The 12,665-nt window shown below is 31.7% G+C and carries 11 protein-coding genes; 8 read left to right on the top strand and 3 right to left on the bottom strand.

From position 1 onward, the window contains the following. Positions 1-89 precede the first annotated feature (89 nt). The 3 genes from ACWJKE_RS03305 to ACWJKE_RS03315 form a co-directional block, all read right to left on the bottom strand. Positions 90-1,367: an aspartate aminotransferase family protein gene (locus ACWJKE_RS03305; RefSeq protein WP_462959151.1), complete on the bottom strand. Its 1,278-nt coding sequence runs from the start codon at positions 1,365-1,367 to the stop codon at positions 90-92. Continuing rightward, positions 1,360-3,309, bottom strand: coding sequence for a peptidase U32 family protein (locus tag ACWJKE_RS03310; protein WP_216302828.1), 1,950 nt, complete (start codon positions 3,307-3,309; stop codon positions 1,360-1,362). Before ACWJKE_RS03310 ends, ACWJKE_RS03305 begins: the two co-directional genes overlap by 8 nt. An 82-nt stretch (positions 3,310-3,391) precedes the next feature. Then, positions 3,392-4,342 carry an ABC transporter substrate-binding protein gene (locus ACWJKE_RS03315; RefSeq protein WP_216302829.1) on the bottom strand — a complete coding sequence of 317 codons (951 nt, stop codon included), beginning with the start codon at positions 4,340-4,342 and terminating at the stop codon, positions 3,392-3,394. A gap of 420 nt (positions 4,343-4,762) precedes the next feature. Here ACWJKE_RS03315 and ACWJKE_RS03320 point away from each other — a divergent pair, with 420 nt between their 5' ends. The 8 genes from ACWJKE_RS03320 (at position 4,763) to ACWJKE_RS03355 (ending at position 12,660) form a co-directional block, all read left to right on the top strand. Then, positions 4,763-6,619 (top strand): FAD-dependent oxidoreductase, encoded by a 1,857-nt coding sequence (locus ACWJKE_RS03320; protein WP_216302830.1) that lies wholly within the window; start codon positions 4,763-4,765, stop codon positions 6,617-6,619. A 176-nt stretch (positions 6,620-6,795) separates the two neighbouring features. Next, positions 6,796-7,767 carry a polyprenyl synthetase family protein gene (locus tag ACWJKE_RS03325; RefSeq protein ID WP_216302831.1) on the top strand — a complete coding sequence of 324 codons (972 nt, stop codon included), beginning with the start codon at positions 6,796-6,798 and terminating at the stop codon, positions 7,765-7,767. 24 nt (positions 7,768-7,791) lie between these two features. Continuing rightward, the gene (locus ACWJKE_RS03330; protein ID WP_216302832.1) at positions 7,792-9,237 is read left to right on the top strand and encodes a menaquinone biosynthesis decarboxylase; all 1,446 of its coding nucleotides are present in this window, start codon (positions 7,792-7,794) and stop codon (positions 9,235-9,237) included. Then, the gene (locus ACWJKE_RS03335; RefSeq protein WP_220286561.1) at positions 9,218-10,081 is read left to right on the top strand and encodes a UbiA-like polyprenyltransferase; all 864 of its coding nucleotides are present in this window, start codon (positions 9,218-9,220) and stop codon (positions 10,079-10,081) included. Before ACWJKE_RS03330 ends, ACWJKE_RS03335 begins: the two co-directional genes overlap by 20 nt. 12 nt (positions 10,082-10,093) lie before the next feature. Next, positions 10,094-10,675: a UbiX family flavin prenyltransferase gene (locus ACWJKE_RS03340; protein WP_165412783.1), complete on the top strand. Its 582-nt coding sequence runs from the start codon at positions 10,094-10,096 to the stop codon at positions 10,673-10,675. Next, a complete protein-coding gene (locus ACWJKE_RS03345; protein ID WP_216302834.1) occupies positions 10,672-11,418 on the top strand; it encodes an ATP-binding cassette domain-containing protein in 747 nt (248 codons plus the stop codon). Before ACWJKE_RS03340 ends, ACWJKE_RS03345 begins: the two co-directional genes overlap by 4 nt. A gap of 2 nt (positions 11,419-11,420) precedes the next feature. After that, the gene (locus tag ACWJKE_RS03350) at positions 11,421-12,164 is read left to right on the top strand and encodes an ABC transporter permease (protein WP_216302835.1); all 744 of its coding nucleotides are present in this window, start codon (positions 11,421-11,423) and stop codon (positions 12,162-12,164) included. A gap of 145 nt (positions 12,165-12,309) precedes the next feature. Further along, the gene (locus tag ACWJKE_RS03355) at positions 12,310-12,660 is read left to right on the top strand and encodes an FMN-binding protein (RefSeq protein WP_165412786.1); all 351 of its coding nucleotides are present in this window, start codon (positions 12,310-12,312) and stop codon (positions 12,658-12,660) included. Positions 12,661-12,665 lie beyond the last annotated feature (5 nt).

The raw sequence follows: 12,665 nt of genomic DNA on the forward strand, positions 1-12,665 counted from the left end.
TAAAAAACTAAGTCTTAAAAGTTAAGACTTAGTTTTTTTATTCGAATATATCATTAATGAACATATTGTATTATATTAGCACGTGGAAACTAACATAATTTACTCAAAGCTAAATTTAATTTATCTATCATAAAATCTACATCATTTTCTGTTATAACAAGAGGTGGCTGGAAAGCTAGCACATTTCTACCTATTCCATTTTTACCTAAAAGAATGCCTTCATCCTTTAATATCTCTAATACAAAGTCAGTTTCTTTAAACGCTGGTTCACCATTTTCTTTTACTAGCTCTACACCTAACATAAGGCCTATACCTCTAACATCATAAATTATTGAGTACTTTTCCTTAAGTTTAAGAAGGCCACTTTTTAATTTTACTCCTAAATTTTCTGCATTTATACATAAGTTATTTTTAGAAATGTAGTCAAGGACAGCTATAGCAGTACTTGCAGCTACTGGATTTCCACCTAAAGTAGATGCAGAAGCTTTGGTAAATGTTGCTGCAATTTTATCATTCGTGCAAAAAGCTGATATCGGCATTCCGTTTCCAAGAGCTTTTGCCACTGTAATTATATCTGGAATTATTTCATAATGTTCTATGGCAAACATCTTACCAGTTCTTGCAAATCCTGTTTGAACTTCATCAATAATTAATAGTATTCCATGTTTTTCAAGTAGAGTTTTTAATTTTTTGAAATACCACTGAGGTGGAGTTATAATGCCTCCATTACCTTGCACGGGCTCTGCAATTAAAGCAGCAATCTTATCTGGTCCTTTAGCCTCAATTAATTTTTCTACAGATTCTAAGGATTCTGTAGCTGCTGCTTCAATGCTTTTCTCTTTAGCATAAGTATTGGGGGCAAAGGTAACACAATCAGAAAGCGTAGGATCTGCTCTCCACATAGGTATTCCTGTAACACTCATAGTTAAATAAGTTCTACCATGTAAGCTATTATTCAATGAAATAAATTCATTTCTGCCTGTGTAAAGTCTAGCAAGTAAAAGAGCACCTTCATTAGCTTCTGAGCCCGTACAGCAGAAGAACGAATGATTAACATCCCCAGGTAATACAGATGAAAGCTTTTCAGCTAGATCAACTATTGGCTGTGTTAAATATATAGTACTTGTATGTTGAAGGGTTTTCATTTGTTCTATTGTTGCATCTAAAATTTCAGGGTTACAATGACCGCAATTAACAACAGAAACTCCTGCAAAAAAATCCACATATTTTTTACCTTCTGAATCAAATAAATACTGCATTTCTCCACGTGTAATCTGAGGTGGGTTTTTATAAAAATGCTGCGAACAGGGAAAAAGGAATTCTTTTTTCTTTTGAATAATTTTTTCAGGACCTATATAATTACACATTATTATAACCGCCTTCATTATTAAATTGAAATGCTCCAAGGGTAAATCCAGCATCACTAGGACTTAGGGAATGGAATAATTCTTCACATTTGCTTAAGTCATTAATGGCTTCTCTGTAAATACTTAAAACTTTTCGTAGATTATTAGTATCATAATGACAAGCTTCAATTCTAAAATGGTTTACACCAATATCATTTAGTTCTTTTAAAAAGGGAAGATAACAAAGCTCTTTATAAAGCATCATATGATTCCTGCCATAGTTATCTTGATATATTGGGTGTTCATGTTTTTTTTCATCAACTAAAACTAACACCTTGTTATCTACGTGAGAATTATTCTCGCATATCACAGACTCTAAGACTTTGGTATTCTCATATAAATTATGATCCATATACATAACTGTTGGAGAGCCGTGAACTATGATTTCAATAGGAATTGGTGATTTAGCAATGGTCTGTTTAGCGTCTAGCAGTGGGGTCTCTACAGAAAGTGTAGCAACAGATAAACCTTGCTTTTCATAGAAACTAGTCGCATATTGATTATAAATGTTTAAGGAATAATCTCCAATAAGCTCAAGTCCTAAAGATTTGTATTTATGAATAGCTCCTAAATTGGTTACTAATAAGCCATCAAGTCCTAAGTTATTTTTCACAAGTAAATGATTGTATTTTGAAAAATCCTCTTCAAACATCATTTTTGGAAAGCCTAGATATATTTTTGTATTTCCTTTTCCATTTGTTAATTTAAGTATTTCACTCTTGCTAAAAGGAAGGTTTGGCGCAAAAACTTCTCCAGATAAATAAATCGCGTCTACACCGACCTCTATCGCGACTTTAGCTTGTGAATAGGAATTGACTTTTACACTTAGATTAGGTTTCTGTGCTAGAGAAGTTTTTTCATTCAAAAGGGTCTTGATTTGTTCTACCGTTTCTTTACTAATTTCGATTTCTTCTACAGGCTTACTAAAAACTTTACCATGGCTATAAAATTTCCCCGTACCTTCATAGCGTCTATTGATATTTGAGAGCCCTGGGTTTCCAAAGGCACTGCAGGTAGATAAGTCTCTAATGCGGGTTCCATAAATACTTTGGGCATCTTTTTTTCTATCATAGCAAATAGGGTCATCAATATATCTATTTATAGCATCGCTGTAGTAATTAATCATGGTAACTAGATAATCTGCATCTTTCATTCTTCCTTCTATTTTAAAGGAGAGGATACCTGCCTCAATCATTTCAGGTAGATGTTCATACATATACATATCTTTTACAGCCATTGGATATTCTGTAGGATAAGCTAGACCATCTTGTTTCATTGTAAAATTCCAACGGCAGGGCTTCATGCAAAGTCCTCGATTACTACTCTTTCCGAAAAGCATGCCACTATACAAACATTGAGCACCATGGGCAATGCACATATCTCCATGAGCAAAATATTCGAATTCCATATCGGTTTGGTAATGCAAGTTCTTTATGGTTTGTAAATCCATGTCCCTGGACGCAACAATCCTAGTAATTCCACAACCTCGAAGTGCTTTAATAGTCTCTAAGTTGTGAACATTCATCATTACAGATGAATGGATAGTTAGGTTTAAATTTAAACTATTTATTAACTCTAATATGCTAAAATCTTGAATAATTAAAGCATCTGGTCCAGCTTTTTCTAAGAATTTTAGATATTCCACCGCATCTTTTAAATCCTGCTGACTAAAAAGATTGTTTACTGTTACATAAACTTTTTTATTTAAAGAATGAGCAATATTGATTGCTTTTTCTAATTCATCATTTGACAGGTTGTAATCTTTTCGATGCATACGCATATTTAATTTTTTGCCGCCCAAATATACAGCATCAGCACCGCTGTGAATAACCTTTTCAAAAATTTCGAAAGTTCCTGCAGGAGCTAATAATTCTATTTCATTGTTGTTAAAAAATCTACTCATATTAAAGCACCTTCCTTTACTAGTGATGTAGCCTCTTTCTACACTAAGTGAAAAAGAGGTTATATATTATTACAGTGGTATATTATTTAATAAATGAACTATTTGATAAGTCTTGTAATTTGTAATTATTAGTAGTTAGTTTTTTTGCTTTAAGCCAAGTCATAACTTCCTGTAACTCTTTTTCTGGTGGCATAGAAGCCTTTGAATAATTCGGAATAGTTAGTGTGCTTTTTATTGTATCAGGGAAGCCAGCTTCTTTAATTACAAAATCAATATAGCTTTCAGGTTTTTCTTTATTCAAGTATTCAACAGCTTTATTATAAGCTCTATAAAATGATTTTATCTCTTCAGATTTTGAGGATACTGCATCTTTTGTGAATAACATTACACCAGGGTTTATACCTAGTTTATCAGAACTACTCAAAATCTTGCCACCTGCAGAAATCGCAGTACTTGCAAGAGGTTCTGGTAATGTAGCCATATCTAATTTACCATTAGTTAGCATCTCAAGGCGAGTAGGTATTTTTGGTATTGCAACTTTTTTTTGTGAGTTAACATCTATGTTTGAACTTTCTATAATTCTATCTGTTAAGTATTCAATAATAGTATTTTTAGAAATCCCTATGGATTTTCCATCAGCTTGTTCAATTTTAGAAATATTAGAATTCTTTCCAGAGATCAATTTAAAGCTACCTTCTGTCTTTGATGTGATTTTAACATCAAAGTTATTGTCGTTAAAAAATACTACCGAAAGCATATCAGATATTGCTCCATGAATTTTCCCGGTTTGAAGAGCTGTATCCCTATCCGATGCACTTTTAAAATGCTCTAGTTTTACCTGGAAACCTTCTTGCTTAAAATATCCATTGTGCTCTGCTATAATAAGTGGAAGGGAATCTAAATCAGGCATAACACCAATAGTTAGAGTCTTTAGGGATTGTGAACTTGTATCTTTTTTTTGATTGTTAGAACAACCAATGATGCTTATACTCATTATTAATACTAACATAAGTGTTAAAAAATTTTTTTTCATAAAGTGCCTCCAATAATATAATTTTAGAAAGTTTAAAAAAAGTGAAGTATGGATAAAATAATATAAAGCGCTGTAATGAAATGTAAATAACGCAGTTATCATAACACTTATTTAAACTAGTGTAAACAGCTATAGACCCAGCTCGTGGAACATATACATGAACTAAATTAACAAAATACATTATTAATGAACAAATCGCTTTCTTATTTGCTTAGCTAAAATTATTATGATAAAATTTTAACTAAGGAAGTTCAAAATAAATAAAGACTTGGTGATAGTGTTAATAACATATTTAATTTTTTATAAAGTAATATATTTTAATCTAATGTATTAATAATTCTATGGTTTGATATTTATAAACTATGATTTTTATAAAAACAGTCCTATAAAATAATAATTTTAAACAGAAGGGGATATAGTATGAGTGAAAAGAAAAGAATAGCTATACTTGGAGGCGGATATGGCGGAATATTAACCGCGAAGAAACTAGCTAAAAAGTTTAAAAAAGATGAGAATGTTGAAATTACTCTTATAGATCAAAATCCATACCATACATTACTTACTGAACTTCATGAAGTGGCAGCTGGAAGGGTAACGGAAGAATCAATCAGAATTGATCTGAAAAAAATATTTGCAAAAAGAAAAGTAGAGGTTGTACTTGACGAAATTACAGATTTAGATTTTAAAAATAATGTGTTAAAATCTAAAAATAATAACTATAATTACGATTATCTAGTTATTGGTGCTGGCTCCAAGCCAACTTACTTTGGCATAAACGGCGCGCAGGAATACTGCCACAAATTATGGTCATACGAAGATGCTGTAAATTTAAAAGAGCATATCCTTCAAATGTTCAGAAAAGCTGTGAAAGAACCAAACAAAGCAGAAAGACAAAAACTGCTAACGTTTATTGTTGTTGGCGGTGGGTTCACAGGTGTTGAAATGATGGGTGAATTAGGGGAGTGGAAAGAAAGATTATGTAAGGAATTTTACATAGGAGAAGAAGAGGTAACGTTATATTTAGTAGATGACTTGCCTAAAATATTACCTACTTTTCCGGATAAGTTAATTGCAAAAGCTAAGAAAAGACTTAACAAATTAGGAGTTAAAGTACTAACTAATGCCGGTGTTACGGAAGTTACAAAAGATTGTGCTACAATAAGAAATAATGGTACCATTAATACCTACACGGTAATTTGGACAGCTGGTGTTGAAGGTTCAGATATTGTCGGTAAAATGGATATAGCGCAAAAGGGTAGAAAAAGAATAGTAACTGACGACAAGTTACAATCTTTAGATTATAAAAATGTTTATATTGTTGGTGATAATATCTTCTTTATTCCTGAAGGTGAGGAAAGACCTGTTCCTCAGATGGTTGAAAATGCAGAAGCATCTGCTGAATTAATTGCACATAATGTTTATAGTGATATATTAGGCTTAGAAAAAAAATCTTATAAACCTACATTCCATGGTGCAATGGTATGCATAGGTGGTAAATATGGATTAGCAAGCATTGGATCCGGCAAAAAATTCTATAGTTTATCTGGGTTCTTCGCATTATTTGTTAAACACTTTATAAATATTGTGTACTTTATCCAGGTTGCTGGGTTTAACAAATGCTTTTCATATTTATTGCATGAATTTTTCCATGTTAAAGATAATAGAAGCCTTGTAGGTGGACATTTTTCAAAGTCATCTCCAAATTTTTGGCTAGTAGTACTAAGAATATTCGTTGGTTACAAGTGGTTATCAGAAGGGCTTGCAAAATTACCTAAAATAATAGCCGATCCTTCAAAAATATTCTTAATACCTGCTCCAGTAGTTGATGGAGCAACTGCAGCAACGGCTGCGGCAGAAGGAGCAAAGACTGCAGTAGAAGCGGCAACGACTGCAGTGGCATCCTTGCCAGTGCCAGGTTTTATAGGGAAAATGGTTAAATTGTCTATGGATACTTTCTTTTATACAGGGGACGGTGGATTTACGACTTTAGCTTCAGTTTTCCAAACAGGTATGGTAATTGCAGAAATATGCGTAGGATTATTATTGATAGTTGGATTATTTACAGCATTAGCTTCGCTTATGTCAATTGCTATGGGTATAATGATTTGGACTTCAGGAATGGCTCCTACTGAGATGTTATGGTACTTAAGTGCAGGAATCGCGCTTATAGGTGGATCTGGAAGTACTTTCGGGTTAGATTACTATGTATTACCAGTACTTAAAAAATATTGGAAGCGTATAGGATTTGTTAAAAAATCTTATTTATACGTTGATTAACAATTATACATTTAAACAACAGTTATATAATTAAAAATTGAATTTTATAAATCAAATGTCCTTTTAAAAATAATTAAAAGGACATTTGATTTTGTAGTGGAATAATTATAATAAGAAATTAATAGTTATAAAATGAAAAAAAGATTTTAAAATAATAATTGGACATAGGTGATAAAATGAGTAAGTTTTGGGGTGATTACCCTGATATTGCAGAGGAATTGAAAAGCATTCAGAAAATAATTAAGAACAATGTAAAATCTAGTGAGAAAAAGTTTGATGAAGCTATTTCTCCATTAGTTGACGCAGGAGGCAAGATGTTAAGGCCTGCCTTTCTGTTATTAGCAGCAAAATTCGGGGAGTATAACTGTGATAAAATGTATAATTTAGCGGCTGCCATTGAAATGATGCATATGGCAACATTAGTTCATGACGATATTGTAGATGAATCAAAACTGAGGCGCGGCACAGAAACCATACAACATAAATACAGTAAAGAATATGCAGTGTATATAGGTGATTTTTTATTTTGTCAATGTTTTATAATGCTATCTGGATTTGATTATTCTACGGAAAACTTAAGAGATATTTCAAAGGCTATATCTAAAATATGTATAGGGGAAATAAGACAATACAATATAAGATACGCAAGAAACACAAGCCTTAAAAAATATATAAAGATTATATCTGGAAAAACAGCAGCTTTATTTGCTATCAGCTTTTACACTGGTGCAAAGGAATCTAACTGTAGTGAGAAAACTTCAAAATTACTCGGAAGAGTTGGTTACTATATTGGAATGGCTTTCCAAATTATAGATGATTCGCTGGATTACAGTGGAGATGCTAATAAACTAGGGAAAAATCCTCAAAGTGATTTAATAAAAGGGTATTATACACTACCCCTAATATATGCTATGGTAGGGGACAAAGAAAATAGGATCGCTACTATTTTAGATAACTCTTCATTAAGTGATGAAGATGTACGCGAAATAACTATATTAGTTAATAAATACAAAGGAATAGATAAAGCTCAAAACTTAGCGAATAAATATACTAAAAAAGCTTTTGATTATATAGAAAAATTACCTGATTGTGAAAGTAAAGAAATAATTAAAGATATCACACAAAAATTATTAACTCGGAATTCTTAATGAATTCTAGAAAGGAGTCATTTTATGGCTTATAAAGATTTACAGGATTTTATAAATTATTTGAAAGAAAAAAAACTTTTAGATGAAATTGAAATAGAAGTAGATAGTGATCTTGAAATTACGGAGATAGCTGATAGGGTTTCAAAAAAAAATGGTAATGCATTGCTTTTTAAGAATGTGAAAAATTCTGACTACCCAGTATTAATTAATTCTTTAGGAAGCTACGAAAGAATTAACTATGGACTAGAAGTGGAAGATCTTGATGAAATTGCGGAGACTATAATGGATTTTATGGACGTTACTAATTACATAACGTTAATGAATAAGGTAAAATCTATTCCAAAACTTGCTAGGCTTGCAAGGGTATTTCCTAAAAAAGTCAAAAATGCACCTTGTCAAGAGATAATAGAGGAAGCGGATTTAAGTACACTTCCAATATTAAAGTGCTGGCCAAAAGATGGAGGACGATACATAACACTGCCACTCGTAATAACAAAGGATCCAGAGACTAACCAGCAGAACGTTGGAATGTATAGGCTTCAAGTATATGATAAAAATACCACTGGTATGCATTGGCATCTACATAAAGACGGCAAAGAGATATATGAAAAATATAGGAAGATTGGAATGAAAATGCCTGTATCTGTAGCCATAGGCTGTGACCCGGCAACTATATATGCAGCAACTGCACCACTTCCAAAAATGATAGATGAAATGATTTTTGCAGGATTTCTTAGAAAATCACCTTTAGAAATTGTTAAATGTATCACCAATGACATTTATGTACCTGCTAATGCTGAATTTGTACTAGAAGGATATGTAGACTTAGATGAAAAAAGACTAGAAGGCCCCTTCGGTGACCATACAGGATATTATTCTCTTGAAGATATGTATCCCGTGTTTCATATTGAAAAGATTACAAGAAAAAAGAATCCAGTATATGTTACAACCGTTGTAGGTAAGCCTCCTATGGAAGATTGTTACCTAGGAAAAGCTACAGAACGGATTTTTTTACCCCTAATAAAGGTTCAATGCCCAGAAATAATAGACATGAATTTCCCTTTAGAAGGAGTATTTCATAATTGTGTAATTGTTTCTATTAAAAAAGCCTATCCAAAGCATGCTCATAAAGTTATGAATGCGCTATGGGGTCTTGGACAAATGATGTATACAAAAATGATTATAGTTGTAGATGAAAATATAGATCCACATGATATTTCAACCGTTGCATGGAAAGTATTTAACAATATTGACCCTAAGAGGGATCTAGTAATTTCAGATGGACCTTTAGATGCACTAGACCATGCATCAAATACTCCTCATTATGGATCTAGAATAGGTATAGATGCTACAAAAAAATGGCCCACAGAAGGACATTTAAGACCTTGGCCAGATGATATAGAAATGTCGGATGAAATTAAGGAAATGGTAGATAAGAGGTGGAAGGAATATGGTATTAAAGAAACTTAAAAAATATGGAGAGTTAGTTATGTTTTCGCATACATTATTTTCACTTCCTTTCGCTTTAATAGCAATGATTTGGGCAGCAGATGGGTTACCTTCAGGTCCTACAATATTTTGGATATTAATTGCTTTGATTGGAGCTCGCAATGGAGCTAATGCTCTCAATAGAATTGTAGATAAAGATATTGATAAAAAGAATCCTAGAACGGCAAGTAGACATTTGCCAAAAGGAATAGTAAAGGATTATGAAGTCTGGGGAATCATAATACTGTGTTTTTCAATCTTTATTTTAGCAGCCTATGAATTAAATGATTTATGTTTTCTATTATCACCAGTGGCGCTTTTTCTTTTTATAATTTATTCCTATACTAAAAGATTTACATGGATATGCCATATTATTCTAGGTATTACTTGTGGAGGAGCTCCTGTGGGAGCATGGCTTGCAGTAACAGGAAAATTTGCGCTCACACCAATTATTTTAGGTGCTGTAGTTACTCTATGGGTAGCAGGGTTTGATATAATTTATGCAACTCAAGATATTGACTTTGATAGAAAGGCAGGTTTATTTTCTATACCTGCTAAATTTGGCCTAAAGGGGGCTTTATACATATCCACCTTGTTTCACTTTATTATGATTTTACTTTTATTTAGCTTATATTTTATAATGCATACAGGTCTTATATATTTATTTGGTATTTTTATAAGTGCTATTTTATTAGCATTAGAACATTATATTGTATCGCCAACAAACGAAAAGAAGATGAAAATTGCTTCTTATCACATAAACCAAGTTGTAAGTGTTTTGATATTTGTTTTTACTGTATTAGATATGTTTATATATTATAATTAAGAGGTGATTTATTTGGGAAGATATATAGTAGGGATTACTGGAGCTAGTGGTAGCATTTACGGTGTACGACTTATAGAAGAACTAATAGAAAAAGATAATGAAGTTTATTTGGTTATTACAGATAATGGTAGAAAGGTTTTAGAATATGAGGTTGAAATTAATTTTGAGGAATGGCTCCAAAATATGAATAAAACCAAAGGAACGCTTAAACTATGTGAAATAGACGATATGTTTTCCTCTATAGCAAGCGGTTCCTTTAAGACTGATGGAATGGTAATTGTGCCATGCTCAATGGGAACCCTTTCAAAAATACGAAGTGGTACTTCCGATAATTTACTAATAAGAGCTGCGGATGTAATTATTAAAGAAAAAAGAAAGTTGATTTTGATTCCAAGAGAAACTCCTCTAAGTTCTATTCACCTTCAGAACATGCTTTTTTTAAGTGATTTAAATGTTAGAATAATACCGCCTATGCCAGCTTTTTATCAAAAGCCTAAAACCATTGACGATATTATAAATATCACTGTGGGGAGGATTCTTGAAAACTTAGATATAGATAGTGATTTATGTCATGAGTGGAGTGGAAATAAATGATAAAAATAAATAATTTAAATGTTTGTTATAAAAATGTAGACAAAAATGTAAAGGCGATAGAAAATGCAAATTTAACAGTGAAAAAGGGGGAAATATGTGCTGTAATTGGCCCCTCAGGGGGAGGCAAATCAACCTTATTAAAAGTTTTAGCAGGAATTATTGTAGACTATGAAGGTGAAGTTTTAATAGATGGAAAAACAGTAGATCCTAAAAATCATAGAATTGGGTTAATACCTCAGAATTACGGACTAGTTAAATGGAAAAACGTAGAAGAAAACATATTTCTTTCAACTAAAATTAAAGATGGCAAGGTGAATATAGATATAGAATTTTATAAAAAAATTCTAAAAGAGTTAAAGCTTGAAGACTTTGTTAAAAGGTACCCCAGTCAGCTAAGTGGGGGACAAATGCAGAGAGTTTCCCTGGCTAGAGCTCTATTATTAAAACCAGATTTACTTTTAATGGATGAATCTTTTTCTGCATTAGATGCTATGACTAGGGAGGATGTTCAAAAATTGTTTTTAGAAGTATGGGAAGAACATAAGGTTACCACCATCCTTGTAACCCATGATATTAAGGAAGCAATATATTTAGCAAAGGACATAGCTGTAATCTCATCGTCTCCAGGAAAAATAGTTGAAGTTATAAGCAATCCATTGTTTGGACGTGTAACTACGGAGGTAGATTTAGAATATATCCATGTAAATAGTAAACTTAGAAAAATTCTTAAAGGGGACGCATAGTAATGAGACTTAAAGAATATAAAATAATTAATTTTGTTATTGCTTTTATCATTATTTTTAGTTTATGGCAAATAATAGCAATGATTATTAGTAAGCCTTTATTTCCACCACCATATGCAATAGTTATAAATATATTTACAACTTTTCATAAGGATATTTCAATCCATGTTATTTACAGTTTTAATAGAATTATGGTAGGTATATTATTTACATTGGCAATAGGTGTGCCAGTGGGTATTTTAATGGGATACTTTAAAAAAATTGATTTAATATTTTCACCAATTATATATTTTAATTATCCAATACCCAAGATTGCATTACTTCCTATAGTAATGCTTATTTTTGGGTTAGGAGATTTGACAAAAATAGTTATGATATTTTTAATTACCTTTTTTCCCGTAGTAGTTAATATACGAGATGAAGTGAAAAATATTCCTGAAGATGTTTTTTATCCTATGTATTCATTGGGAGCAACAAATTTTCAAATAATAAAAGAAATTGTTTTTCCAGGGATTCTTAAAGCTATATTAACATCTCTTAGGATAGGCATAGGCACAGCAATATCGGTTTTATTTTTTACTGAAAATTTCGGAACTGAATACGGCATGGGATATTTTATTATGGATTCATGGATGAGAATTAACTATATACAAATGTACTCAGGAATTTTAATTCTAAGTATAATTGGCTTATTTTTCTTTATTATAATCGACATTTTAGAGGGGATATTTTGTCCTTGGATATAAAAATATTAAAATAATTCTCAAGAGTTTTATAATGGACTAGTAAATGGTATACTTGAAATGAGAAGAAGCTCAAAATCGATTTTATTATAATAACCGATATTTACTCCAGAGAAGGTCAAGGGTAATAACAAGAGGGGAGACTTATTTGAAAAAATTATTAGGACTAACTTTAATAATAGTTTTAGCAACTAGCCTAGTGTCTTGTGGTTCTAAAAATATAATTTATAAAGAAGGAATCTATGAGGGAAATGCAGAAGGACATATTGGGCCTATAAAAGTACAAATAGCAACTGACAAATATGAAATAAAAGAAATTAAGATATTGGAGCAACAAGAAATACCAATAATAGCTAATATAGTTTATGAAAAGATCCCAGTGAGAGTCATTAAAGCCAATAGTTCAGAGGTTGAGGTTGTGGCAGGAGCTACATATACGAGTGATGGGCTCATAAAAGCAATTAAGGATGGGTTAAATAAAGCAAAAGTTAAAAAATGACAATA

The organism is Clostridium sp. CM036, assembly GCF_055081135.1.